This is a genomic window from Streptomyces noursei (genome assembly GCF_016917755.1).
GTDB lineage: Bacteria > Actinomycetota > Actinomycetes > Streptomycetales > Streptomycetaceae > Streptomyces > Streptomyces yunnanensis.
Genome location: NZ_CP070326.1, coordinates 4,571,552 through 4,595,338, shown reverse-complemented (window position 1 = coordinate 4,595,338; position 23,787 = coordinate 4,571,552). Strand labels below are relative to the sequence as shown.

Here is a 23,787-nt window from a genome sequence, read left to right as displayed (position 1 = left end):
ACCTGGAATCCAAGCCCCGGTCACAGCTCATCTACTTCGGAGGACACCAGTGGGACGACTCTTCGGCACGGACGGTGTGCGCGGCGTCGCCAACGCGGACCTGACGGCGGAGCTGGCGCTCGGCCTGTCGGTCGCGGCGGCGCATGTGCTGGCCGAGGCGGGCACGTTTGAAGGCCATCGGCCGATGGCCGTGGTCGGTCGCGATCCGCGGGCGTCGGGGGAGTTCCTGGAGGCCGCGGTGGTCGCCGGTCTGGCGAGCGCCGGGGTGGACGTGCTGCGGGTGGGGGTGCTGCCGACCCCTGCGGTCGCCTATCTGACCGGGGTGCTGGGTGCGGATCTGGGTGTGATGCTCTCCGCCAGCCACAATCCGATGCCCGACAACGGCATCAAGTTCTTCGCCCGCGGCGGTCACAAGCTCGCCGACGAGCTGGAGGACCGCATCGAGGAGACCTACCGCGGGCACAGCGCCGGTGAGCCGTGGGAGCGGCCGACCGGCGCCGGTGTGGGCCGGGTCACCGACTACGACGAGGGCTTCGACAAGTACGTCGCGCACCTGGTCGGCGTGCTGCCCAACCGCCTGGACGGGCTCAAGATCGTCATCGACGGGGCGCACGGTGCCGCGGCCCGGGTCTCGCCGGAGGCGTTCGCGCGGGCCGGCGCCGAGGTCGTCACCATCGGCACCGAGCCGGACGGGCTGAACATCAACGACGCCTGCGGCTCCACCCACCTCGACAAGCTCCGGTCCGCCGTCCTGGAGCACGGCGCCGCGCTCGGTGTCGCCCACGACGGCGACGCGGACCGCTGCCTGGCCGTGGACCACGCCGGCAACGAGGTCGACGGCGACCAGATCCTCGCCGTCCTGGCGCTCGGCATGCGCGACGCCGGCACGCTGCGCAAGAACACCGTCGTCGCCACCGTCATGTCCAACCTGGGCTTCAAGCTGGCCATGGAGGGCGCGGGCATCGACCTCGTGCAGACCGCGGTCGGCGACCGGTACGTCCTGGAGGAGATGAAGGCCCACGGCTACGCGCTGGGCGGCGAGCAGTCCGGGCACGTCATCGTGCTGGACCACGCCACCACCGGCGACGGCACGCTGACCGGCCTGATGCTGGCGGCCCGGGTCGCGGCGACCGGCCGGTCGCTGGCCGACCTGGCGGGCGCGATGGAGCGGCTGCCGCAGATCCTCATCAACGTCCGCGACGTCGACAAGTCGCGGGTGGCCAGCTCCGCCGAGCTGGCCGCCGCGGTCGCCGAGGCGGAGCGGGAGCTGGGCGCCACCGGACGGGTGCTGCTGCGGCCCTCCGGCACCGAGCCGCTGGTCCGGGTGATGGTCGAGGCGGCCGACATCGAGCAGGCGCGGGCCGTCGCCCAGCGCCTGGCCGACGCGGTCAAGTCCGCGCTGGGATAACGGAGTTCCGTCCGGGCGGGGTCGCCCTCGTACGGCAGCGATGCTGCCGGGTCGAGGGCGGCCCCGCTTCGGTGTCTACAGCTTCCGCAGCGACAGCCGCTGTACCTTGTGGTCCGGGCCCTTGCGGAGGACCAGGTTGGCGCGGCCCCGGGTGGGGGCCACGTTCTGCTCCAGGTTGGGCCGGTTGATGGTGCGCCACATCAGGCGGGCGTAGTCCAGCGCCTCGTCCTCGGAGACCTGGGTGTACTTGCGGAAGTACGAGAACGGGTTCTGGAACGCGGTCTCGCGCAGCTTGCGGAAGCGGCCGAGGTACCACCGTTCGATGTCCTCGGTGCGGGCGTCCACGTAGACGGAGAAGTCGAAGAAGTCGGCGAGGCCCAGCCGGGTGCGGCCGTCCCCGCCGGGCAGTGCCGGCTGGAGGACGTTGAGGCCCTCGACGATGAGGATGTCGGGCCGGTGCACGGTCAGCCGCTCGCCGGGCACGATGTCGTAGATCAGGTGCGAGTAGACGGGCGCGGTGACCTCCGCCTTGCCGGACTTCACGTCCGCCACGAAGCGGGTCAGCGCCCGGCGGTCGTAGGACTCCGGGAAGCCCTTGCGGGACATCAGCCCCCGCCGGTGCAGCTCGGCGTTGGGGAAGAGGAAGCCGTCGGTGGTGACCAGCTCGACGCGCGGGTGCTCCGGCCAGCGGGCCAGCAGTGCCTGGAGCAGCCGGGCGGTGGTGGACTTGCCGACCGCGACGCTGCCGGCGACGCCTATGACGAAGGGTGTGCCGGGCTGCGAGCCGTGGCCGTTGCCGGTGTCGTCCAGGAAGGTGTTGAGCGCGCCGCGGAGGTTGCTGGTGGCGCCGACGTACAGGTTGAGCAGCCGGGACAGCGGGAGGTAGACGTCGCGCACCTCGTCGAGGTCGATGACGTCGCCCAGGCCGCGGAGACGTTCGACCTCCTCGGCGGTCAGTGGCAGCGGGGTCTTCTCCCGCAGGGCGCTCCACTCCGCGCGCGTCAGGTCGACGTACGGTGAGCTGTCGGTGCGGCGTCGTTGCGGCGAATCCGTCGTCTGGGGCACGGGCCCCATTGTCCGCGGCGGGCCCCGGCGCCGGGCGGCGGGGTGGCGGTGCCGTGCCCGGTACGGCCGGACCAGCGTTTCTGTACCCGCCGGCGCGGCGCCCGGTACGGTCGGGGACGGGGACGGGGACGGGGACGGGGACGGGGACGGCGCCAGGGGAGCGCGCCGTGGCGACACAGGGGGGTGGCGTGCGAGCACGCCTGGTGGAACTGCTGCGCGAGCGGGCCAGGGAACGCCGGATCAGGGCGGCCGGCGCGCGGGCCGCGGCGGACGCCTTCGCGGCCCGCGTGCACGCCGAGCTGGCCGAGGAACTGCCGGAGGAGGATCTCGGCGAGGACCTGACGGACTTCCTGGAGCGCCGTGAGCCGGGCGCCGACCCGGAGGCCGACGAGGAACTCCTCGCACGGGTCCGGGAGGCACAGGAGCGGATAGCCCGCGGGTACTGAGCGGACTCGGACGCCGCACGGCCGTCCTCCGGGCGACGACGGTGAGGCGACGACAGGCCCTAGGCTGCCTCCATGTGCGGAATCGTGGGATACGTGGGCGGGCAGAGCGCCCTTGAGGTGGTGCTGGCCGGGCTGAAGCGGCTGGAGTACCGGGGCTACGACTCGGCCGGGGTGGCGGTGCTGGCCGACGGCGGGCTGGCGGCGGCGAAGAAGGCCGGCAAGCTGGCCAACCTGGAGAAGGAGCTGGCCGACCGGCCGCTGCCCACGGGCGCGGTGGGCATCGGCCACACCCGGTGGGCGACGCACGGCGGCCCGACGGACGCCAACGCCCACCCGCACCTGGACAACGCCGGGCGGGTCTCCGTCGTGCACAACGGCATCATCGAGAACTTCGCCGCGCTGCGTGCCGAACTCGCCGACCGCGGCCATGAGTTGGCGTCCGAGACGGACACCGAGGTGGTCGCGCACCTGCTGGCCGAGGAGTACTCCTCGTGCGGCGAGCTGACCGAGGCGATGCGGCAGGTGTGCCGGCGGCTGGAGGGGGCGTTCACCCTCGTCGCGGTGCACGCCGACGCGCCGGACGTGGTCGTCGGGGCGCGCCGCAACTCCCCGCTGGTGGTGGGCCTCGGCGAGGACGAGGCGTTCCTGGCCTCGGACGTGGCGGCGTTCATCGCGTACACCCGGGAGGCCATCGAGCTCGGCCAGGACCAGGTCGTCGAGCTGCGCCGGGACGGGGTGACGGTCACCGACTTCGGCGGTGCGCCCGCGGAGGTCCGCCACTACCACGTCGACTGGGACGCGTCGGCCGCCGAGAAGGGCGGCTACGACTACTTCATGCTCAAGGAGATCGCCGAGCAGCCGAAGGCGGTCGCGGACACCCTGCTGGGCCGGGTCGACGCGGCCGGGGTGCTCTCGCTGGACGAGGTGCGGATCCCGCCGGCGGTGCTGCGGGAGGTCAGCAAGGTCGTCATCGTGGCGTGCGGCACCGCCTACCACGCCGGGATGATCGCCAAGTACGCCATCGAGCACTGGACGCGGATCCCCTGCGAGACGGAGCTGGCCAGCGAGTTCCGCTACCGCGACCCGATCCTGGACCACCGCACGCTGGTGATCGCGATCAGCCAGTCCGGCGAGACCATGGACACCCTGATGGCGCTGCGGCACGCCCGTGAGCAGGGCGCGCGGGTGCTCGCCATCTGCAACACCAACGGCTCGACGATCCCCCGCGAGTCCGACGCGGTGCTCTACACGCACGCCGGGCCGGAGGTCGCGGTGGCGTCCACCAAGGCGTTCCTGACCCAGCTCGTCGCGGTCTACCTCGTCGCGCTCTACCTCGGGCAGGTGCGCGGCACCAAGTGGGGCGACGAGATCCGGGACGTGGTGCGCGAACTCGCCGCCATCGGCACGCAGGTGCAGCAGGTCCTGGGCACCATGGAGCCGGTCCGCGAGCTGGCCCGCTCGCTCGTGGACAAGAACACCGTGCTGTTCCTGGGCCGCCACGTGGGCTACCCGGTGGCGCTGGAGGGCGCGCTCAAGCTCAAGGAGCTGGCGTACATGCACGCCGAGGGGTTCGCCGCCGGCGAGCTCAAGCACGGCCCGATCGCGCTGATCGAGGAGGACCTCCCGGTCGTCGTGGTCGTCCCCTCGCCGCGCGGCCGGTCGGTCCTGCACGACAAGATCGTCTCCAACATCCAGGAGATCCGGGCCCGCGGCGCCCGCACCATCGTGATCGCCGAGGAGGGCGACGAGGCGGTGGTCCCGTACGCCGACCACCTCGTCCGGATCCCGCGGACGCCGGTGCTGCTGCAACCGCTGGTGTCCTCGGTGCCGCTCCAGGTGTTCGCGTGCGAGCTGGCCACCGCCCGCGGCAACGAGGTCGACCAGCCGCGCAACCTCGCCAAGTCCGTCACGGTGGAGTGACCGGTGATCATCGGGGTCGGGATCGACGTCGCGGAGATCGACCGGTTCGAGGCGGCGCTGCGGCGGACGCCGGAGCTGGCGCACCGGCTGTTCAACGGGACGGAGTTGACGCTGCCGAGCGGTGAGCGGCGGGGCATCGCCTCCCTGGCCGCCCGGTTCGCCGCCAAGGAGGCGGTGGCCAAGGCGCTGGGCGCGCCGGGCGGCCTGCACTGGACGGATGCCGAGGTGTACGTCGAGGACAGCGGCCAGCCGCGGCTGCGGGTGCGCGGCACGGTCGCCGCCCGCGCCGCGGAACTCGGCGTGCAGAACTGGCATGTGTCGCTCAGTCATGACGCGGGCGTCGCCTCGGCGGTGGTGATCGCCGAGGGGTAGGGCGGGTCCGGGACGGGCGCCCCGTCCCGGTGTGACACTGGCCGCATGAGGACTGCCTACAGCGTTCAGACCGTGCGGGCCGCCGAGCAGGAACTGATGGCCCGTTTGCCCGAGGGGGCCCTGATGCAGCGGGCGGCGGCCGGACTCGCCGTCGCCTGCGCCGAGTTGCTGGGCCGGGTGTACGGCTCCCGGGTGGTGCTGCTGGTGGGCAGCGGCGACAACGGCGGGGACGCGCTCCATGCCGGCGCCCGGCTGGCCCGCCGCGGCGCCGGGGTGGTCGCCGTACTGCTCTCGCCCGAACGGGCCCACGCCGGCGGCCTGGCGGCCCTGTGCGCGGCCGGTGGCCGGGTCTCGGCCGATCCGCTCCGCGACATCGGGCGGGCCGACCTGGTGGTGGACGGCATCGTCGGCATCGGCGGCCGGGGCGGGCTGCGCCCGGAGGCGGCCCGGCTCGCCGGCGCGGCGCGGGAGGCGGCGATCGTGGTGGCCGTCGATCTGCCGAGCGGGGTGGACGCCGACACCGGCGAGGTGCCCGGTGACGCCGTACGGGCGGACGCGACCGTCACGTTCGGCGCGTACAAGCCGGGCCTGCTGATCGACCCGGCGCGCGAACGGGCCGGCGCGCTCCGCCTGGTGGACATCGGCCTGCGCCCGCCGGCCACCGCCGACGTGGAGGCGCTGCAGCACGCGGACGTGGCGGAGCTGCTGCCGCGGCCGGCCGCGGAGAGCGACAAGTACCGGCGCGGGGTGGTCGGGGTGGTCGCCGGGTCGGCGCGCTATCCGGGGGCGGCGGTGCTGGCGGTGGCCGGCGCGCTGCGGGGCGGCGCCGGGGCGGTGCGGTACGTGGGGCCGGCGGCCGACGCGGTGCTGGCGCGGTTTCCGGAGACCCTGGTGCACAGCGGGCCGCCGGGGAAGGCGGGCCGGGTCCAGTCGTGGGTCATCGGGCCCGGTCTCGGTGACGAGTCGGAGGGGCTGGACGACGTGCTGACGGCGGACGTCCCGGTGCTGGTGGACGCGGACGGGCTCCGCTTCCTGACGCCCGATCAGGTGCGGCGGCGGGCGGCCGGGACCCTGCTGACGCCGCACGCGGGGGAGGCGGCGGCGCTGCTGGGGCGGGGGCGCGAGGAGGTCGAGGCGGCGCGGCTGGACTCCGTGCGGGAGTTGGCGGGGCGGTACGGGGCGACGGTGCTGCTGAAGGGCTCGACGACGTTGGTGGCGGATCCGGCTGCCGGGGTTCCGGTGCGGGTCAACCCCACCGGGACGGGGTGGTTGGCGACGGCCGGCAGCGGGGACGTGCTCTCCGGCCTCACCGGGGCGCTGTTGGCCGCGGGCCTCGCGCCGCGGGACGCCGGTTCGGTGGGCGCCTACCTCCACGGGCTCGCGGGCCGGCACGCGGCGGGGCCGCGGGGCGAGCCGATCGTGGCGTCGGAGGTGGCCGGGGCGTTGGGGGCGGCCTGGGAGAACGTGGTGTCGTAGCGGCTGTTGATGCCGCCGGACCCGGACGGATGCGGATCGCCCGCGCCGCCGTGGCAGCGCGGGCGATTTGTTACCGTTCCGCACTTTTGTCTGTCCTTCGTGGGGGCTGGTGGTCCGTCTACCGCCCCGCTGGGGGCGGGTGTCACGCGTGCCGGTGTGCGGCCCGGGCCCGTCGGCGGATGCCCATCGATGGGGCAGGTGAGAGCGGTCGCGGCGGCGCGCACGCCGGGGCGTCGGGGCCCGGTGGAATACGAACCCCACCCTCACCACAACGTGGGAAGGCGGCCGGCGCGGCGCCTCGCCTGCGACACTGAGGGGGATGAACGAGACAGCGAAGCGAGCCCGTGCCGTCATTGACCTCGCCGCCGTGCGGTCGAACGTCCGTGCATTGCGGAGCCTCGCCCCCGGGGCGCAGCTGATGGCCGTCGTCAAGTCCGACGCCTACGGACACGGCGCGATCCGCTGTGCCCGCGCCGCTCGCGAGGCCGGTGCGCCCTGGCTGGGCGTGGCGCTCCCCGAGGAGGCGTTGGCGCTGCGTGCGGCCGGGGACACCGGCCGTCTGCTGTGTTGGCTGTGGACGCCGGGCGGGCCCTGGGGCCGAGCGATCGAGCAGGACGTCGATGTCTCGGTGAGCGGCATGTGGGCGCTGCGGGAGGTGGTGGCCGCGGCGCGCGACCGTGGCCGGGCCGCCCGCGTCCAGCTCAAGATCGACACCGGTCTGGGGCGCAACGGCTGCCCGCCGGAGGACTGGACGGAGCTGACCGCCGCCGCTCGCGCCGCCGAGGCGGAGGGCGTGCTCGCGGTCACCGGTGTCTGGTCGCACTTCGCCTGCGCCGACGAGCCCGGGCACCCGTCGATCGCCGCCCAGCTGGCGGAGTTCCGCCGGGCGCTGGCGGTCGCCGAGGCGGCCGGGCTGCGGCCGGAGGTGCGGCACATCGCCAACACCCCGGCGCTGCTCACCCTCCCCGAGACCCACTTCGACCTGGTGCGGACGGGGATCGGGATCTACGGCGTGTCGCCCAGCCCCGAGGTGGGGACGCCGGAGGACTTCGGGCTGCGGCAGGCGATGACGCTTCAGGCTTCGCTGGCGTCGGTCAAGCGGGTACCGGGCGGGCACGGGGTGTCGTACGGGCACCACTACACGACGCCGGGGGAGACGACCCTGGCGCTGGTCCCGCTGGGGTACGCCGACGGGATCCCGCGGCACGCGTCGGGAACGGGACCGGTGCTGGTCGCCGGGAAGTGGCGGACGATCGCGGGGCGGGTCGCGATGGACCAGTTCGTCGTCGATCTGGGCGGGGACCACGCCGAGGCCGGCGAGCCGGCGGTGCTGTTCGGGCCCGGCGACCAGGGCGAGCCGAGCGCGGAGGACTGGGCGCGGGCGGCCGGGACGATCGGGTACGAGATCGTCACCCGGATCGGGAAGCGGGTGCCGCGCGTCTATGTGGACAGCGAGGCGCCGGACCGGTCCGGCGAGGACACGGCGCTGACGGGGGGTGTGGCATGACCGACGGCACGGAGGCCGCGGCGCAGGCCGTGGAGACGGCCGCGGAGGCGGCCGGCAACTGGGCCCGGGCGGGCCGCCACGCGGGCGTCGCGGGCCTGGCGATCGGCGTGGTCGCGGCGGGCGCGGCGGCCGGGGTGGCCATAGAGCGGCTGACGGTCGGCCGCGGGATGCGCCGCCGGGCCCGGCTGGCGCTGGACGCGGCCGGCCCGTACGGCACGCTGCGCGGCACCCCGGGCGCGGCGATCGCCGAGGACGGGACCGAGCTGTACTACGAGGTCGACGAGGTGGTGGACGGCCCGGCCGGCAAGCGGACCAAGGGCGGCAGGACGGCCGTGAACGGCACCGCGGGCGGCCGCGCGGGCAAGGAGGTGCGGGCCGCCCAGGACACCCGGAGCGGGCTGCACAAGCGGCTCACGGCGGCCCTGGGGCGGCGCTCCCCGGCGCCCACGGTCGTCTTCAGCCACGGCTACTGCCTCAGCCAGGACTCCTGGCACTTCCAGCGGGCCGCGCTGCGCGGCGCGCTCCGTACCGTCCACTGGGACCAGCGCAGCCACGGCCGCTCGGCCCGCGGCCACGGACAGGTCGACGGGACCGAGCCGGTCACCATCGACCTGCTGGGCCGGGATCTGAAGGCGGTGCTGGACGCCGCGGTGCCCGAGGGGCCGATCGTGCTGGTCGGGCACTCCATGGGCGGGATGACGGTGATGGCGCTGGCCGACCAGTTCCCCGAGTACGTCGCGGAGCGGGTGGTCGGCGTGGCGCTGATCGGGACGTCGGCGGGCCGGCTGAGCGAGGTCGGGTTCGGGCTGCCGTCGATGGGCTCCAAGGCGTTCCACTGGCTGGCGCCGGGGGTGCTCAAGGCGCTGGGCCGGCAGAGCGAGATCGTCGAGCGCGGGCGGCGGGCCACCGCCGATCTGTTCGCGGGGCTGATCAAGCGCTATTCGTTCGGGTCCGATGACGTGGATCCGGCGATCGCGCGGTTCGGGGAGCGGCTGATCGAGGCGACCCCGATCGATGTGGTCGCCGAGTTCTTCCCGGCGTTCGCGGTCCATGACAAGACCGAGGCGCTGGTGGCGTACGACGCGGTGCCCGCGCTGGTGCTCGCCGGCGAGGAGGACCTGATCACCCCGGCCGAGCACAGCCGGACCATCGCCGAGGTGCTGCCGGACGCCGAGCTGGTGTGCGTGCCGGGCGCCGGGCACCTGGTGATGCTGGAGCGGCCCGAGCTGGTCAACGACCACCTGGTGGCGCTGGTGGAACGGGCGGGCGCGGCGGCCCGCCGGTCGCGCACCGCGCGGGCCTGAGCCGGTCCCGGACGGCGGTCCCGGACGGCGGTCCCGGGCTCGGTGCGGGACCATCGCCCCGTCCGGGCCGTACCATTTGCGGCATGAGCACCACTGGCGCGACTGCCCGCGTAACCGTCAAGTCCCCCGATCAGATGCAGGAGTTGGGCCGCCGGTTGGCGCCGCTGCTGCGCCCCGGCGACCTGGTGCTGCTCAGCGGTGAGCTGGGCGCGGGGAAGACCACGCTGACCCGCGGTCTGGGCGAGGCCCTGGGCGTGCGGGGCGCCGTGACCTCGCCGACCTTCGTCATCGCCCGGGTGCACCCGTCGCTGACCGGTGGCCCGGCGCTGGTGCACGTCGACGCGTACCGGCTCGACGGCGGCCTGGACGAGATGGAGGACCTGGACCTCGACGTCTCGCTGCCGGAGTCGGTGGTGGTCGTCGAGTGGGGCGACGGCAAGGTCGAGGAGCTGGCGGAGGACCGGCTGCACGTCGTCATCGGCCGGGCCGTGGGCGCTGACGCCCCCAGTGGCGCGGACGGACACCCGGAGGAGGACGTGGACGACGTCCGCGAGGTGACGGTCACCGGGATCGGTGGGCGCTGGGCGGACGCCGGGCTCCCGGAACTGGAGATCTGCTGACGAAAGGGTGCAAAAGGGCCCTTGTTGGGCGGTGTGGGGCGGTAGTTTCCGACAAGCCGTCGGCAAGATGTTGCGTCGGCGGTGTCAGGCGTGGTCACATGGGTGGGAGAGCCCTGGTTAGGTGTACCTAAGTAGACCCTAACCCCTGTCGCTTGCCCCAGGAGCCCGGGAGGCGTCCATGTCCCCCCACCAGCCCACGACCGAACGGCGCGGGGCCACCCCCGTCGCGGCGGCCGGGCGCGCCGAACAGGACGCGCGGAAGGCGCCGCCGACGATGAACGAACTCCTTGCGGCCTGCGCCGCGGCCAGCGCCGTCTCCACACCGCCGGACGCCGCGGCGGAACCCCGCGCACAGCAGCGCAACGGCGCGCAGGAGCGGGCCGAGGACACCGAAGCCGGGCGAACGGGCGGGTCGGGCGGCGACGGACCCGAGGGGCGGGCGTCCACTCCGGGGCGCGACGCCGCGTAACCCACAGGGGCGAAGCGGCCGGGCCCGGCGGGCTCAGGGGACGACGACGACCTTCACACCGCGCACCGCGAAGTCCCACAGTGCCGCGCCGTCCTCGCGCGACTCCCGGATGCCGCCGGTCTTCTTTCCGCTCGCCCCGCTCGGCGTGGGCGTGGAGCCGTCGACCGCCGCGCTGAAGCCGATGGCCACCCCGTCGACGCCGGCGAACCGCACCACGTGCTCGATCGCCACCCCGTCCGAGCCGGTCACGCTCACCGACCGCGAGCTGACCGGGTACGTCCCCGGCGCCGGGTGCACCGTGCTCGGCGTCACCGTGAACGTCCGCTGCGCCGTGCCGTTCGCGCCCACCAGCCAGACCCGCTTGGCGCCCAGCGCGTAGACCACGCGCTTGCCGGTGCCGGACTGCGCCGGGACCGGCACCGGGGCCGGCGGCTTGTCCTTCTTGTCGTGCTGGTCGTGGGCGTCCGGCTGCTTGTCGGCCGCCCGGGCGTCGCCCCGGACCGGGGCGAGCGGACCGGAGGCGGAGGCGGACGCCTGGAAGCCCAGCACACCGATCGCGATCAGGGCGGCCGCGGTGAGACCGGTGACGATCGTGCTGCTCTTAGCGGGCACCGCGGTGCCACCTTTCCGTACGCTCCTCGCCCGTGGGCGGGAGGCTGCTGGCTGTTGTGCTGACCGGGCTGGCTGCGGATCGACGGTAGCACCGCGACGGGCACCGCCGGCCGCGCCGTAGTCTTAAAGGCGTGCTGCTGCTAGCTCTTGACACCGCCACCCCCGCCGTCACCGTCGCGCTCCACGACGGCTCCCGCGCCCTCGCCGCCGCCGGGGAAGTGGACGCGCGCCGGCACGGCGAACTGCTGCTGCCCGCCGTCGACCGGGTGCTGACCGAGGCCGGGCACAAGCTCGCCGAGGTCACCGACATCGTGGTCGGCGTCGGACCCGGCCCGTACACCGGGCTGCGGGTGGGGCTGGTGACGGCCACCACCTTCGGGGCGGCGCTCGGCGTCCCGGTCCACGGCCTGTGCTCGCTGGACGGCATCGCCCACGCCTCCGGTCTGACCGAACCCTTCGTCGTGGCCACCGACGCCCGCCGCAAGGAGGTCTACTGGGCGCGCTACGCGGCCCGCCCGTCGCCCGACCTCCCCCCGGCCCGGCTGACCGAGCCGGCCGTGGACCGCCCCGCCGAGATCGCCGACGAGGTCGCCGGGGTCCCCGCCGTGGGCGCCGGCGCGCTGCTGTACGACACCGTCTTCACCGGCGTCCGGCGGGACGGGCCCGAGCACCAGTCCGCCGCCGCGCTGGCCGAGCTCGCCGCGCGGAAGCTGGCCGCCGGCGAGGAGCTGCTGCCGCCGCGACCGCTGTACCTGCGCCGCCCCGACGCCCAGGTACCGGCCAACTACAAGGTGGTCACTCCCCAGTGAGTGGCCGACCCGAGGCGACCGGGCCGTCCGTCGTGCTGCGGGAGATGCGCTGGTGGGACCTGGACCCGGTGCTGGAGCTGGAGCGTGACCTCTTCCCCGAGGACGCCTGGTCGCCGGGGATGTTCTGGTCCGAACTCGCGCACGCCCGCGGCCCGCTGGCCACCCGCCGCTACCTCGTCGCCGAGTTGCAGGTGCCGCCGCGCAGAGGTGCCGCTGAGGAGCAGCCGTCGGGCGACCGGCGGGCAGGCCGGATCGTCGGCTACGGCGGGCTGGCCGCGATCGACGGCACCGGCGACGTACAGACCATCGCCACCGCCCGCGACCAGTGGGGCAGCGGCCTCGGCGCCCGGCTGCTGTCCGCGCTGCTCGCCACCGCCACCGACTTCGAATGCCACGAGGTGCTGTTGGAGGTGCGGGTCGACAACACCCGCGCGCAGCGCCTCTACGAGCGCTTCGGCTTCGAGCCGATCGGCTTCCGCCGCGGCTACTACCAGCCCGGCAACGTCGACGCACTGGTGATGCGCCGCCCCTCCCAGACCTCCTCCGAAGCACCCTCCGTACAAGGAACGTGAACATGGCTGACTCCCGCGGTGGACCGCTCGTCCTCGGTATCGAGACCTCCTGCGACGAGACCGGTGTCGGCGTCGTCCGCGGCCACACCCTCCTGGCCGACGCGGTCGCCTCCAGCGTCGACGAGCACGCCCGCTTCGGCGGGGTGGTGCCCGAGGTGGCCTCCCGCGCCCATCTGGAGGCGATGGTCCCCACCATCCAGCGCGCGCTGAAGGACGCCGGGGTCGCCGCCTCCGACCTGGACGGCATCGCGGTCACCGCGGGCCCCGGCCTGGCGGGCGCCCTGCTGGTGGGCGTCTCGGCCGCCAAGGCGTACGCCTACGCCCTCGGCAAGCCGCTCTACGGCGTCAACCACCTCGCCTCGCACATCTGCGTGGACCAGCTGGAGCACGGTCCGCTGCCGGAGCCGACGATGGCGCTGCTGGTCAGCGGCGGTCACTCGTCGCTGCTGCTGGCCCCGGACATCACCTCCGACGTCCGTCCGCTCGGCGCGACCATCGACGACGCCGCCGGCGAGGCGTTCGACAAGGTGGCGCGGGTGCTCCACCTCGGCTTCCCCGGCGGCCCGGTCATCGACCGGATGGCCCGCGAGGGCGACCCGGACGCGATCCGCTTCCCGCGCGGGCTGACCGGCCCCCGCGACCCCCTCTACGACTTCTCCTTCTCCGGACTGAAGACCGCGGTGGCCCGCTGGATCGAGGCCAAGCGGGCGGCCGGCGAGGAGGTGCCGGTCGCGGACGTCTCGGCGTCCTTCCAGGAGGCGGTCGTCGACGTCCTGACCCGCAAGGCCGTGCGGGCCTGCAAGGACAACGGCGTGGACCATCTGATGATCGGCGGCGGGGTGGCGGCCAACTCCCGGCTGCGGGCGATGGCCGAGCGCCGCTGCGAGGACGCCGGCATCCGGCTGCGGGTGCCGCGCCCCAAGCTGTGCACCGACAACGGGGCGATGGTGGCGGCTCTGGGCGCCGAGATGGTGGCCCGCAACCGCCCGGCGTCCGCCTGGGACCTCTCCGCGGACTCCTCGTTGCCGGTCACCGAGACCCACGTCCCGGACCCGCACGCCCACACCCACGGGCATGCGCACGACCACGACCACTTCCACGAGCTGAGCAAGGACAACCTCTACTCGTAGGCGTTCCGGCCGTCGGCGTTCCGGCTGGTGGGAGGCGTCGCGCGACGCTCTATCCTGGTGGCCGGGGCGTGGGCCGACCGCCCCGGCCGCACACGGGGGACGACGGGGGACGCGCGATGGACTGGTGGTATCTCTTCTTCCTGGCCGGGCCGGCCATCTACGCCGGCACCGCGGTGCGCGGCACGGTCCGCAAGGCGCTCAAGACGCGCCACAAGCGCAAGCTCGCCCTCATCGAGGCCCGCCGCGAGGAGCGCCTGGCCCTGGAGGCGGCGGACCGGCCGCCGGCCGCCGTCTGCGGCTGCGAGCACCACCTCGCCAAGCATGACAAACAGGGCAAGTGCCATGAGCTGGTGCGGACCGCCGTCGCCTGGGACGCGGACCAGCGGCCCGCCCGTTACGAGGCCCGGCCGTGCGCCTGCCAGCAGTACGTGGGCCCGCAGCCGCTCTCCCAGGTCTACGCCGAGGATCTGACCGACCTGGCCTAGGCCGACGGGCCGGGCCGCCCGCACCCGCCCGCACGCCCGCACCCGCCCGCCGTCAGGCGCCCTGCCCCGCGGGGTGGCCCAGCAGCATCGTGGGCGCCCCCGCGACCCGGGTGAGGAAGACCGTGCAGGTGTGCGGCCCGGCGAGCTTGAGCTTGCGGCGCAGCTCCTCGGGCTCCACCGCGGACCCGCGCTTCTTGATCACCGCGACGCCCACCTCGCGCTCCCGTAGCAGCGCCTTCAGCTTCTTGACGTTGAAGGGCAGCACGTCGGTGATCGCGTAGGCGGTGGCGTACGGCGTCGGCGTCAGCCGGTCCGCCGTCACATACGCGATGGTCGGGTCGATCAGCCGTCCGTCGACCTGCTCCGCGACGTCGGCGACCAGATGGGCGCGGATCACCGCGCCGTCGGGCTCGTAGAGCCAGTCGCCCACCGGCCCCGGCTCGGGGTCCGGGAGGCCGGCGCCGACCAGGGAGTCGCCGGCCGGCAGCAGCGTGGCCCGGCGGGCGCCGCCCCGGCCGGTGCCGAACCACAGCACGGCCTCCTTCACGTCCCCGCCGTCGGAGATCCACTCCGTCTCGGCGTCCTCGGGCAGCGCCTCGTGCGGCACCCCGGGTGCGATCTTCAACGCCGCGCACGGTGCCGAACGGGCCGCCCCGACCGCCCAGGACAGCGGCGGCGCATACGCCTCCGGATCGAAAATCCGGCCACCGCGAACTCCCTTGCGCCGCGCCGGATCCACGAACACCGCGTCGTACCCGGCGGTGTCGACCTCGGTGACGTCCGCGCACCGCACCTCGATGAGGTCGGCCAGCCCCAGCGCCTCGGCGTTGGCCCGGGCCGCCGCGCAGGCCAGCGGGTCGCGGTCCACGGCCAGTACCCGGATCCCGGCCCGGGCCAGCGCGAGCGCGTCGCCGCCGATCCCGCAGCACAGGTCGGCCAGGGTCCGCACGCCGGCCGCGGCGAGCCGGGCGGCGCGGTGGGCGGCGACCGAGGTGCGGGTGGACTGCTCGACGCCGTTGGGGGTGAAGTACATCCGCGCGGCGTCCGCGCCGAACTTCGCGGCGGCCCGCTGGCGCAGCCGGGCCTGCCCGAGGGCGGCGGAGACCAGCAGTGCGGGATGGTCGCGGCGGAGGCGGGTGGCGGTCGCCAGCTCGTCCGCCGGGTCGTGGTCCCGTAGGAGGGCCAGCAGTTCCTGGCCCTCGGGGGCGAGCAGCGCGGAGAAGGTGTCGAGGTCGGTCACCCGCACCATTGTGGGCCAGCCGGTGGGCCGGCCCGCGGACGGTCCCGCGGGCCGGTCGGCGGAAGCGTCTCCGTCAGGCCCCGGGCGCGGGCGGCCCGCTGATCCGCGGCACCCGCTGGGTCGCGTCGGCGTCCGGCCGCTCCGGGGACGGGCGGACCGGCTCCCGGCGCCGCTGGGCGCTGTCGCTGACCCGCAGCAGCACCGCCACCATCACCCAGTTCGCGACCATCGACGAGCCGCCCGCCGCGAGGAACGGCAGCGCCTTGCCGGTCAGCGGGATCAGGCCGGTGACGCCGCCGGTGACGACGAAGACCTGGAGCAGCAGCGCGCCGGAGAGCCCGACCGCCAGCAGCTTGCCGAACGGGTCGCGGGCGGTCAGCCCTGCCCGCATCCCGCGCTGGGCCAGCAGCGCGTAGAACAGCAGGACGGCCATCACGCCGGCCAGCCCCAGTTCCTCGCCGACGGTGGTGAGGATGAAGTCGCTGTTGCCGGCGAATCCGATCAGCTCGGGGTGGCCCTGGCCGAGCCCGGAGCCGCCTATCCCGCCGCTGCCGAAGCTGAACAGCGCCTGTGCCGCCTGGTCGGAGATCAGGCCCGGCGGCCGCTTGTTCTCCGGCAGGAAGATGTCCATCGGGTGCAGCCAGGCCATCACACGGCCCTTGACGTGCGGTTCGGTCGAGCCGACGACGCCGGCGCCGACCACGGCCATGAGCAGGCCGCAGACCACCCAGCTGGTGCGCTCGGTGGCCATGTAGAGCATGATCACGAAGACGCCGAAGAAGATCAGCGAGGTGCCCAGGTCGCGCTCGAAGACCAGCACCAGCAGGCTGATCACCCAGATCGTGGCGATCGGCCCGAGCTGCCGCCCCGGCGGCAGCTGCATGCCCATCACCCGGCGCCCGGACAGCGCCAGCGCATCGCGGTTGACCGTGAGATAGCCCGCGAAGAACACCACGATCATGATCTTCACGAACTCGCCGGGCTGGAGCGACAGCGGCCCGAGCATGATCCAGCGCTTGGCGCCGAACTTGTCCGCGCCGAAGAACGCCGGCGCCATCAGCATCACCAGCGCGACTGCCATCGTCAGGTAGATGTAGCGCTGGAGCAGCCGGTGGTCGCGCAGGATCATCAGGATCGCGATGCAGACCGCCACTCCGATGACCGTCCACACCAGCTGCCCGGTCGCCGCCTGGGCGATGTGCAGCCGCGGTTTCTCCGCGTAGGTGATGTCCAGCCGATGCAGTAGCACCAGCCCGATCCCGGTCAGCAGTGTCGCCAACGGCAGGATCAGCGGATCGGCGCGCGGCGCGAACCGGCGGACGACCAGGTGCGGCACCAGCGCGATGAAGAAGACGCTCACCGCGAAGCCGGCCAGCCCGCCGGGGAGCTGCCCCTTCATCGACAGCTCGGTGTAGGCGTAGCCGAAGACGGTGATGAAGACGACGAACCCGAGCAGCCAGGCTTCGGTGCGCCGACGGTTCGGCGCGTGGGCCAGCGCGGCGAACGTCATGGTGCGCTCGGCATCGCTCTCCGGTCCCCCGGGATTCCGGGAAGCGCTGGTCAGTCCGCGCACTGTTCCTCCGCGATCGATGGGTCAGGGCCGCGGGGCGGCCGGGTCGTGGCCCGGTGGCCAGCGGTCCCAGGGGCAAGACGGGCCGGTCGCGGGCGCGGTTGCCGTCGGCCGGCAGGATGTGTCCGACTCCACCCCGGCCACCGGCAGCAGACACGGTACGCGTATACGGCGCGCTGGCACTCCGCTTGACCGAGTGCTAACCGCGTCATAGTCTCAGCGTTGGCACTCTCCCTCGGGGAGTGCCAACACAGCGACGGGCAGGTCCGGCACCCGCGACGACGGATCCACCTGGTCGCCACCTCAGACAGTTAACCCCGTGAGATCTCCGAAGGGGGAGGTCGGATCGTGACGACCGCCAGCTCCAAGGTTGCCATCAAGCCGCTTGAGGACCGCATCGTGGTCCAGCCGCTCGACGCCGAGCAGACCACGGCCTCTGGCCTGGTCATTCCGGACACCGCGAAGGAGAAGCCCCAGGAGGGCGTCGTCCTGGCGATCGGTCCGGGTCGCTTCGAGGACGGCAAGCGCGTCGAGCTCGACGTCAAGGTCGGTGACGTCGTGCTCTACAGCAAGTACGGCGGCACCGAGGTGAAGTACAGCGGCGAGGAGTACCTCGTCCTCTCGGCTCGCGACGTGCTCGCGATCGTCGAGAAGTAAGTCACCCGGATTTGCCCTGATCTGCGCCCCTGGTTCCCGTGTTCTCATCGACCCGGGGCAGGGGCGCAGTTCGTTTGAGCGAGAGCGGTCACGGCGGCGAGGCCGACGATCGCAACGAGAGGACTTGAAGCAGCCATGGCGAAGATCCTGAAGTTCGACGAGGACGCCCGTCGCGCCCTTGAGCGCGGCGTTAACAAGCTGGCCGACACCGTCAAGGTCACCATCGGCCCCAAGGGCCGCAACGTCGTCATCGACAAGAAGTTCGGTGCCCCGACCATCACCAACGACGGTGTCACCATCGCCCGCGAGGTCGAGATCGAGGACCCGTACGAGAACCTGGGCGCCCAGCTCGTCAAGGAGGTGGCGACCAAGACCAACGACATCGCGGGTGACGGCACCACCACCGCCACCGTGCTGGCCCAGGCGCTGGTCCGCGAGGGCCTGCGCAACGTCGCCGCAGGTGCCTCCCCGGCCGCCCTGAAGAAGGGCATCGACGCCGCCGTCAAGGCCGTCTCCGACGAGCTGCTGGCGACCGCCCGCCCGATCGACGACAAGTCCGACATCGCCGCCGTCGCCGCGCTGTCCGCCCAGGACCCGCAGGTCGGCGAGCTGATCGCCGAGGCCATGGACAAGGTCGGCAAGGACGGTGTGATCACCGTCGAGGAGTCCAACACCTTCGGCCTGGAGCTGGACTTCACCGAGGGCATGGCCTTCGACAAGGGCTACCTCTCGCCGTACATGGTCACCGACCAGGAGCGTATGGAGGCCGTCCTCGATGACCCCTACATCCTGATCCACCAGGGCAAGATCTCCTCCATCCAGGACCTTCTGCCGCTGCTCGAGAAGATCATCCAGGCGAACGCCTCCAAGCCGCTGCTGATCATCGCCGAGGACGTCGAGGGCGAGGCCCTCTCCACCCTCGTCGTCAACAAGATCCGCGGCACCTTCAACGCGGTGGCCGTCAAGGCCCCCGGCTTCGGTGACCGCCGCAAGGCGATGCTCGGCGACATGGCCACCCTCACCGGCGGCACCGTCGTCGCCGAGGAGGTCGGCCTCAAGCTCGACCAGGTCGGCCTGGACGTGCTGGGCACCGCCCGCCGCGTGACCATCACCAAGGACGACACCACCCTCGTCGACGGCGGTGGCAACTCCGAGGACGTCCAGGGCCGCGTCGCCCAGATCAAGGCCGAGATCGAGAGCACCGACTCCGACTGGGACCGCGAGAAGCTCCAGGAGCGCCTCGCCAAGCTCGCCGGCGGCGTCTGCGTGATCCGCGTCGGCGCGGCCACCGAGGTCGAGCTCAAGGAGAAGAAGCACCGTCTGGAGGACGCCATCTCCGCGACCCGCGCCGCGGTCGAGGAGGGCATCGTCTCCGGTGGTGGCTCCGCGCTGGTCCACGCCGTCAAGGTCCTGGAGGGCAACCTCGACAAGGACGGCGACGAGGCCACCGGTGTCGCCGTGGTCCGCCGCGCCGCCGTCGAGCCGCTGCGCTGGATCGCCGAGAACGCCGGCCTGGAGGGCTACGTGATCACCTCCAAGGTGGCCGAGCTCGACAAGGGCAACGGCTTCAACGCCGCCACCGGCGAGTACGGCGACCTGGTCAAGGCCGGCGTCATCGACCCGGTCAAGGTCACCCGCTCCGCCCTGGAGAACGCCGCCTCCATCGCCTCCCTCCTGCTCACGACCGAGACCCTGGTCGTCGAGAAGAAGGAAGAGGAAGAGGCTGCCGCCGCCGGTCACGGCCACGGCCACGCGCACTGACCCCTGCGCAACCGCCGGCCGCGTCCGCGCCGGCACCCCACGAGGCCCGGCCCCGCACCCCAGCGGGCCGGGCCTCGCCCGTACCCGGAACCCGTCAGGCCGAGTGCCCCAGCCCCTCCCGCCGCACCGGATCCGCGAACGGCAGGCCCCGCGCATACCGCTCCACCTCGTCGAGGGCATGGTCGGCCATCCGCCGCAGCTCGGTGCCCATGGACCCGGCGACATGCGGTGTGAGCAGCACGTTCGGCAGGTCGTACAACGGTGAGCCGGCGAGCGGGAGTTCGGGCTCGGTGACGTCGAGCACGGCCGAGATCCGCCCGCTGCGCAACTCCGCGACCAGCGCCGCCTCGTCCACCAGCGACCCGCGGGAGGTGTTGACGAGCGTCGCCCCGTCCGGCATCAGCGCCAACTCGCGGGCGCCGATCAGATGCCGGGTGGCGGCCACCTCCGGCGCGTGCACGCTGACCACGTCGCTGCGCGCGCACAACTCCGCCAACGCCACCGGCTCGACCCCCAGCCGCCCCGCCTCCTCCTCGTCCACGTACGGGTCGTGGAGCAGCACCCGCAGGTCGAACGGGCGCAGCAACGCCAGGACACGGCGGCCGATCCGGGAGGCGCCGACGATGCCGACGGTGCGGCCGTGGTTGCCGGCGCCGTCCAGTTCGCCCAGCCAGTCGTGGGGCGCGCGCAGGGTGCGGTAGCGGTGGGCGGCGTGCAGTACGCGCTTGTTGGCGAACAGGATCGCGGCCAGCGTGTACTCCGCGACCGGCTGCGCATTGACCGCGGCGGCCGAACTGACGGCGACGCCCCGGTCCCAACAGGCGTCGGTGACGAGCTGCTTGACGGACCCGGCCGCATGCACGACGGCCCGCAGCCGGGGCGCCGCCGCGAGCACCTCCGCGGTCAGCGGTGGGGCGCCCCAGCAGGTGAGCAGCACCTCGGCCCCGTCGAGGGCGGCGGCCACCGCGGGCCCCGGCGCGGCCAACTCGTGTGCGACGAGCCGGCAGTCCGTCCGGGCCAGCCGTTCGAGCCGGACCCGCTGCGGCTCCCCGAACAGCCGCTCGGCGATACCCGGCCCCATGGCCAGAAGCAGTGCTGGGCGCATCTCTCGACTCCTCCTGCGTCGCGGCGGGGCGGACGCTCGGCTTCCGCCGCCCCTGGCGGTCGGTGCCTACCCGCCGGCGGCCCCGACCGTTCACGGCCCGCCGGCCGGTACGGCGGGGCGGCCGACGACGCGGGGGGCCATGGCCTCCCGAATCCGCCGCGGACCGACGGAAGCCAAACGCCACCCCGGCCGCACCGTGGGAAGCGCCGGCCCCCCGCTACCGTTCCGGTATGACGACTGCATTGATCACAGGAGCAACGGCCGGCATCGGCGCCGCATTCGCCCGCCGACTCGCGGGCGACGGGCACAGCGTGGTGCTGGTGGCCCGCGACGAGAAGCGTCTCCGGGAGCAGGCCACCGAACTGCACGACCGGCACGGGATCGAGGCGGAGGTGCTCAGCGCCGACCTGGCGACGGAGGACGGCATCGCCGCCGTCGAGGCGCGCCTGGCCGACACCAGGCGCCCGGTGGACCTGCTGGTCAACAACGCCGGCTTCGGCAACAAGGGCGAGTACCTCGAGGTCACGATGGCCGACGAGTTGGCGATGCTGAAGGTGCACTGCGAGGCGGTGCTGCGGCTGACCACGGCCGGGGTGCGCGGGATGCGCGAGCGCCGGCGCGGCGCCGTGGTCAATGTGGCGTCGGTCGCGGCGTTCGTCCCGCGCGGCACGTACGGCGCGAGCAAGGCGTGGGTCGTGCAGTTCACCCAGGGCGCGGCGCGCGACCTGGCGGGCAGCGGGGTGCGCCTGATGGCGCTGTGCCCGGGCTTCGTGCGGACCGAGTTCCACCAGCGGGCCGGGATGGGCACGGACAACATCCCGGGCTGGATGTGGCTGGACGCGGACAAGCTCGTGGACGCGGCCATGAAGGATCTGGCGCGCGGCAAGTCGCTGTCCATTCCGGACCCGCGCTACAAGGCCCTGATGGGCGTCGTGAAGCTGGCGCCGCGCGGCGTGCTGGGCGGCCTGACCTCGCGCACCGGCCGGAAGTACGGCCCGGAGTAGAGCCGGGACCGACCGCGCGGTGCGAGGCGGCATCGCGTCGCCGGGGCCCGGTCGCCCGGGCCCCGCGGGGTCAGTTCGCGCTCTGCGCCGCGTACTTCGTCGCCGTCGCCCGGGCCTCTTCGTGCAGGGCGTCGCCCGCCGCCAGCAGTCGCGGCAGCAGTTCGCGCCGGGTGGTGAGGGCACGGAACATCAGCGCGACGGTGACGTCGTGGTCGGGCCGGTGCTCGACCGTCACGGTGTCGCCGGCGCGGATCTCGCCGGCTTCCAGGACCCGCAGGTACGCGCCGGGCACCGCCGCCTGGGTGAACCGCTTGATCCAGCCGCGTTCGTCCAGCCAGCCCTGGAACGTCCGGCAGGGGATCCGCGGCGAGGTGACCTCCAGCAGCACCTCCTGGCCGATGCGCCAGCGTTCGCCGATCCGGGCGTTGGTGACGTCCAGGCCGGCGGTGGTGAGGTTCTCGCCGAAGACGCCGTTGGCCAACTCGCGGTCCAGTTGCCGCTGCCAGTCGTCGAGGTCCTCGCGGGCGTAGGCGTAGACGGCCTGGTCGTCGCCGCCGTGGTGGCGCCGGTCGACCACCGCGTCGCCCGCGAGGCCGCTGCCGGCGGTGCCCTTGGGGCCGGGGGCGGCCACCGCCACGGGCCCGTCCACCGGGCGCTTGTCGATGCCCGTTCCGCCCTCGGCGGAGCTGTGGGCGGACGGGGCGGCCCGCCCGATGTTCACGGTCAGCAACGTCGCGTTCATGTGCGCACGGTAGGACATCCGGCAAAAGACTTCACGCTATTTTTCATGTTCTGTCCAAGAATCGCTTATGCTCGAAGGGTGATCGAAGCCCGTCATCTCCGCGTGCTGCGCGCCGTCGCCCGGACCGGTTCCTTCTCCGCCGCCGCGCGGGAGTTGGGCTGCACCCAGCCCGCGGTCAGCCAGCAGATGAAGGCCCTGGAGCAGTCCGCCGGCACCCCGCTGCTGGTGCGCACCGGGCGCGAGATGCGGCTGACGCAGGCCGGCGGGGCGCTGGTCCGGCACGCGGCCGGCATCCTGGCGGGGCTCAGCGCGGCCGAGGACGAGGTCGCGGCCATCGCGGGGCTGCGCTCGGGGCGGGTGCGGCTGGTGTCGTTCCCGTCGGGCAGCTCGACGCTGGTGCCGACGGCGCTGGCCAGGATGCGGGCCGCGCACCCGGGGGTCCGGGTGTCGCTGGACGAGGCCGAGCCGCCGCGCTCGATCGAGCTGCTGCGCAACGGCGAGTGCGAGATCGCGCTGGCGTTCCGCTACCCCGAGGCGCCCGGCGCGGACCCGTCCGCCGGGGCGGAGTGGGAGGACCTGGTGGTCCGGCCGGTGCTGTCGGACCGGTTGGTCGGGCTGGTGCCGGACGGCCACCGGCTGGCGAAGGTCGGTGCCGCGTGCTTCGCGGACCTGGCCGACGAGCCGTGGATCGCGGGCTGCCCGCGCTGCCGCACGCATCTGGTCGAGGTGTGCGAGCGCGCCGGGTTCACCCCGCGCATCGACTTCGCCACCGACGACTATCCGGCGGTGATCGGGCTGGTCGGGGCGGGGCTGGGGGTCGCGGCGCTGCCCGAGCTGACGCTGGAGTCGGTGCGTCCCAAGGGGGCGTCGACGGTGCGGATGGAGCCTCCGGTGCACCGCGAGATCGTCGCGCTCACGCTGCCGGACCTGGCGCACGTGCCCGCGGTCGGGGCGATGCTGGATCAGCTGGCGGACGCCGCGGGACGCTGACCGCCGCGAGCGGTGCCGTCCGTCAGGCGTGCAGGAACGTTTCTTCGAATGGTGCGGGGTGCTGTCGGTCAGGCGCCCGGCATGGTCGCGTGTCCGGGCAGCGAGCTGGCCGGGACCATCCGGTGCCGGGCCCGCCCCATGAGCTCCTCGCGTTCGTCCTCCGTGAGGCCGCCCCAGACGCCGTAGGGCTCGCGGACGGCCAGCGCATGCGCCGCGCACTGGGCCCGCACCGGGCAGCGCATGCAGACCTCCTTCGCCGACGCCTCCCGCGCGCTGCGGGCCGCCCCCCGCTCGCCCTCGGGATGGAAGAAGAGCGAGCTGTCGACGCCGCGGCAGGCGGCCAGCAGCTGCCAGTCCCAGAGGTCTGCGTTCGGGCCCGGGAGGCGGGAGAAATCTGCCATTGCTTGTCCCCTCGGAGGCGATGCGTATCGGGCTCGGTGCTCACGACGTTACATCTACTGTCGAAGTAGATGTAAATATGACTCATTGCGAATCTAGCCGCAGTCAACGCGAAAATGGAAGA

At 73.6% G+C, this 23,787-nt stretch carries 24 protein-coding genes; 17 read left to right on the top strand and 7 right to left on the bottom strand.

Annotated features, from left to right (window positions below; all coding sequences use genetic code 11):
• Positions 1-49 precede the first annotated feature (49 nt).
• Positions 50-1,408, top strand: a complete 1,359-nt coding sequence (gene glmM, locus JNO44_RS20130; RefSeq protein WP_205365564.1) for a phosphoglucosamine mutase — start codon at positions 50-52, stop codon at positions 1,406-1,408.
• A 75-nt stretch (positions 1,409-1,483) separates the two neighbouring features.
• On the opposite strand, the gene coaA is transcribed toward glmM, so the two are convergent.
• Positions 1,484-2,482, bottom strand: coding sequence for a type I pantothenate kinase (gene coaA / locus JNO44_RS20125; protein ID WP_205365563.1), 999 nt, complete (start codon positions 2,480-2,482; stop codon positions 1,484-1,486).
• 179 nt (positions 2,483-2,661) lie between these two features.
• On the opposite strand from coaA, the gene JNO44_RS20120 reads away from it, so the two are divergent.
• From JNO44_RS20120 to JNO44_RS20085, 8 genes are all read left to right on the top strand, one after another.
• On the top strand, positions 2,662-2,919 hold the full coding sequence (locus JNO44_RS20120) for a hypothetical protein (protein ID WP_205365562.1): 258 nt from the start codon (positions 2,662-2,664) through the stop codon (positions 2,917-2,919).
• A gap of 72 nt (positions 2,920-2,991) precedes the next feature.
• Complete coding sequence (gene glmS / locus JNO44_RS20115) at positions 2,992-4,839, top strand: glutamine--fructose-6-phosphate transaminase (isomerizing) (protein ID WP_205365561.1); 1,848 nt, start codon at positions 2,992-2,994, stop codon at positions 4,837-4,839.
• Positions 4,840-4,842: 3 nt separating this feature from the next.
• Positions 4,843-5,211 (top strand): holo-ACP synthase, encoded by a 369-nt coding sequence (locus tag JNO44_RS20110; protein WP_205365560.1) that lies wholly within the window; start codon positions 4,843-4,845, stop codon positions 5,209-5,211.
• 45 nt (positions 5,212-5,256) lie between these two features.
• Positions 5,257-6,687, top strand: coding sequence for an NAD(P)H-hydrate dehydratase (locus tag JNO44_RS20105; protein WP_205365559.1), 1,431 nt, complete (start codon positions 5,257-5,259; stop codon positions 6,685-6,687).
• Between the two features lie 319 nt (positions 6,688-7,006).
• On the top strand, positions 7,007-8,194 hold the full coding sequence (alr, locus tag JNO44_RS20100) for an alanine racemase (RefSeq protein ID WP_205365558.1): 1,188 nt from the start codon (positions 7,007-7,009) through the stop codon (positions 8,192-8,194).
• Entirely contained in the window at positions 8,191-9,498 is a 1,308-nt protein-coding gene (locus JNO44_RS20095) for an alpha/beta fold hydrolase (RefSeq protein WP_205365557.1), read from the top strand. The genes alr and JNO44_RS20095 overlap by 4 nt, the downstream gene beginning before the upstream one ends.
• A gap of 83 nt (positions 9,499-9,581) precedes the next feature.
• Complete coding sequence (tsaE, locus tag JNO44_RS20090) at positions 9,582-10,118, top strand: tRNA (adenosine(37)-N6)-threonylcarbamoyltransferase complex ATPase subunit type 1 TsaE (protein ID WP_205365556.1); 537 nt, start codon at positions 9,582-9,584, stop codon at positions 10,116-10,118.
• Positions 10,119-10,296: 178 nt separating this feature from the next.
• Positions 10,297-10,587: a hypothetical protein gene (locus JNO44_RS20085; protein ID WP_205365555.1), complete on the top strand. Its 291-nt coding sequence runs from the start codon at positions 10,297-10,299 to the stop codon at positions 10,585-10,587.
• Positions 10,588-10,620: 33 nt separating this feature from the next.
• On the opposite strand, the gene JNO44_RS20080 is transcribed toward JNO44_RS20085, so the two are convergent.
• Positions 10,621-11,199 (bottom strand): hypothetical protein, encoded by a 579-nt coding sequence (locus tag JNO44_RS20080; RefSeq protein ID WP_205365554.1) that lies wholly within the window; start codon positions 11,197-11,199, stop codon positions 10,621-10,623.
• Between the two features lie 131 nt (positions 11,200-11,330).
• Between JNO44_RS20080 and tsaB the strand changes: the two genes are divergently transcribed.
• The 4 genes from tsaB to JNO44_RS20060 all read left to right on the top strand — a co-directional run bounded on the left by tsaB (position 11,331) and on the right by JNO44_RS20060 (position 14,195).
• Positions 11,331-12,008, top strand: coding sequence for a tRNA (adenosine(37)-N6)-threonylcarbamoyltransferase complex dimerization subunit type 1 TsaB (gene tsaB, locus JNO44_RS20075; RefSeq protein ID WP_205365553.1), 678 nt, complete (start codon positions 11,331-11,333; stop codon positions 12,006-12,008).
• Between the two features lie 44 nt (positions 12,009-12,052).
• Positions 12,053-12,580, top strand: a complete 528-nt coding sequence (locus JNO44_RS20070) for a GNAT family N-acetyltransferase (RefSeq protein ID WP_240167981.1) — start codon at positions 12,053-12,055, stop codon at positions 12,578-12,580.
• 2 nt (positions 12,581-12,582) lie between these two features.
• Positions 12,583-13,710 (top strand): tRNA (adenosine(37)-N6)-threonylcarbamoyltransferase complex transferase subunit TsaD, encoded by a 1,128-nt coding sequence (gene tsaD, locus JNO44_RS20065; protein ID WP_189857238.1) that lies wholly within the window; start codon positions 12,583-12,585, stop codon positions 13,708-13,710.
• Positions 13,711-13,826: 116 nt separating this feature from the next.
• A complete protein-coding gene (locus JNO44_RS20060) occupies positions 13,827-14,195 on the top strand; it encodes a hypothetical protein (RefSeq protein ID WP_205365551.1) in 369 nt (122 codons plus the stop codon).
• Positions 14,196-14,247: 52 nt separating this feature from the next.
• Here JNO44_RS20060 and JNO44_RS20055 read toward each other — a convergent pair whose 3' ends face one another.
• Complete coding sequence (locus tag JNO44_RS20055) at positions 14,248-15,444, bottom strand: class I SAM-dependent methyltransferase (protein WP_205365550.1); 1,197 nt, start codon at positions 15,442-15,444, stop codon at positions 14,248-14,250.
• 64 nt (positions 15,445-15,508) lie between these two features.
• Positions 15,509-16,945 carry an FtsW/RodA/SpoVE family cell cycle protein gene (locus JNO44_RS20050; protein ID WP_205370109.1) on the bottom strand — a complete coding sequence of 479 codons (1,437 nt, stop codon included), beginning with the start codon at positions 16,943-16,945 and terminating at the stop codon, positions 15,509-15,511.
• Between the two features lie 408 nt (positions 16,946-17,353).
• Here JNO44_RS20050 and groES point away from each other — a divergent pair, with 408 nt between their 5' ends.
• Positions 17,354-17,662, top strand: a complete 309-nt coding sequence (gene groES / locus JNO44_RS20045; RefSeq protein WP_016571324.1) for a co-chaperone GroES — start codon at positions 17,354-17,356, stop codon at positions 17,660-17,662.
• 135 nt (positions 17,663-17,797) lie between these two features.
• Positions 17,798-19,423, top strand: a complete 1,626-nt coding sequence (gene groL / locus JNO44_RS20040) for a chaperonin GroEL (protein ID WP_205365549.1) — start codon at positions 17,798-17,800, stop codon at positions 19,421-19,423.
• 94 nt (positions 19,424-19,517) lie between these two features.
• Here groL and JNO44_RS20035 read toward each other — a convergent pair whose 3' ends face one another.
• Positions 19,518-20,528, bottom strand: a complete 1,011-nt coding sequence (locus JNO44_RS20035) for a hydroxyacid dehydrogenase (RefSeq protein ID WP_205365548.1) — start codon at positions 20,526-20,528, stop codon at positions 19,518-19,520.
• Positions 20,529-20,758: 230 nt separating this feature from the next.
• Here JNO44_RS20035 and JNO44_RS20030 point away from each other — a divergent pair, with 230 nt between their 5' ends.
• Positions 20,759-21,532, top strand: a complete 774-nt coding sequence (locus JNO44_RS20030) for an SDR family NAD(P)-dependent oxidoreductase (protein WP_205365547.1) — start codon at positions 20,759-20,761, stop codon at positions 21,530-21,532.
• Between the two features lie 70 nt (positions 21,533-21,602).
• On the opposite strand, the gene JNO44_RS20025 is transcribed toward JNO44_RS20030, so the two are convergent.
• The gene (locus JNO44_RS20025; protein ID WP_240167596.1) at positions 21,603-22,274 is read right to left on the bottom strand and encodes an MOSC domain-containing protein; all 672 of its coding nucleotides are present in this window, start codon (positions 22,272-22,274) and stop codon (positions 21,603-21,605) included.
• A gap of 78 nt (positions 22,275-22,352) precedes the next feature.
• On the opposite strand from JNO44_RS20025, the gene JNO44_RS20020 reads away from it, so the two are divergent.
• A complete protein-coding gene (locus tag JNO44_RS20020) occupies positions 22,353-23,264 on the top strand; it encodes a LysR family transcriptional regulator (RefSeq protein WP_205365545.1) in 912 nt (303 codons plus the stop codon).
• Positions 23,265-23,332: 68 nt separating this feature from the next.
• Here JNO44_RS20020 and JNO44_RS20015 read toward each other — a convergent pair whose 3' ends face one another.
• A complete protein-coding gene (locus tag JNO44_RS20015; protein WP_018538710.1) occupies positions 23,333-23,665 on the bottom strand; it encodes a WhiB family transcriptional regulator in 333 nt (110 codons plus the stop codon).
• Positions 23,666-23,787: the final 122 nt, after the last annotated feature.

What these genes read in the sequence shown, in the direction of transcription:
- glmS (WP_205365561.1), top strand. Translation starts at nt 2,992, where the DNA reads ATGTGCGGAATCGTGGGATACGTGGGCGGGCAGAGCGCCCTTGAGGTG.
- JNO44_RS20070 (WP_240167981.1), top strand. Translation starts at nt 12,053, where the DNA reads ATGCGCTGGTGGGACCTGGACCCGGTGCTGGAGCTGGAGCGTGACCTC.
- JNO44_RS20025 (WP_240167596.1), bottom strand. Translation starts at nt 22,274, where the DNA reads ATGAACGCGACGTTGCTGACCGTGAACATCGGGCGGGCCGCCCCGTCC.
- tsaE (WP_205365556.1), top strand. Translation starts at nt 9,582, where the DNA reads ATGAGCACCACTGGCGCGACTGCCCGCGTAACCGTCAAGTCCCCCGAT.
- JNO44_RS20105 (WP_205365559.1), top strand. Translation starts at nt 5,257, where the DNA reads ATGAGGACTGCCTACAGCGTTCAGACCGTGCGGGCCGCCGAGCAGGAA.
- tsaD (WP_189857238.1), top strand. Translation starts at nt 12,583, where the DNA reads ATGGCTGACTCCCGCGGTGGACCGCTCGTCCTCGGTATCGAGACCTCC.
- JNO44_RS20055 (WP_205365550.1), bottom strand. Translation starts at nt 15,444, where the DNA reads ATGGTGCGGGTGACCGACCTCGACACCTTCTCCGCGCTGCTCGCCCCC.
- JNO44_RS20095 (WP_205365557.1), top strand. Translation starts at nt 8,191, where the DNA reads ATGACCGACGGCACGGAGGCCGCGGCGCAGGCCGTGGAGACGGCCGCG.
- JNO44_RS20035 (WP_205365548.1), bottom strand. Translation starts at nt 20,528, where the DNA reads ATGCGCCCAGCACTGCTTCTGGCCATGGGGCCGGGTATCGCCGAGCGG.
- coaA (WP_205365563.1), bottom strand. Translation starts at nt 2,482, where the DNA reads ATGGGGCCCGTGCCCCAGACGACGGATTCGCCGCAACGACGCCGCACC.
- groL (WP_205365549.1), top strand. Translation starts at nt 17,798, where the DNA reads ATGGCGAAGATCCTGAAGTTCGACGAGGACGCCCGTCGCGCCCTTGAG.
- JNO44_RS20060 (WP_205365551.1), top strand. Translation starts at nt 13,827, where the DNA reads ATGGACTGGTGGTATCTCTTCTTCCTGGCCGGGCCGGCCATCTACGCC.
- JNO44_RS20015 (WP_018538710.1), bottom strand. Translation starts at nt 23,665, where the DNA reads ATGGCAGATTTCTCCCGCCTCCCGGGCCCGAACGCAGACCTCTGGGAC.
- alr (WP_205365558.1), top strand. Translation starts at nt 7,007, where the DNA reads ATGAACGAGACAGCGAAGCGAGCCCGTGCCGTCATTGACCTCGCCGCC.
- JNO44_RS20085 (WP_205365555.1), top strand. Translation starts at nt 10,297, where the DNA reads ATGTCCCCCCACCAGCCCACGACCGAACGGCGCGGGGCCACCCCCGTC.
- JNO44_RS20050 (WP_205370109.1), bottom strand. Translation starts at nt 16,945, where the DNA reads ATGACGTTCGCCGCGCTGGCCCACGCGCCGAACCGTCGGCGCACCGAA.
- JNO44_RS20030 (WP_205365547.1), top strand. Translation starts at nt 20,759, where the DNA reads ATGACGACTGCATTGATCACAGGAGCAACGGCCGGCATCGGCGCCGCA.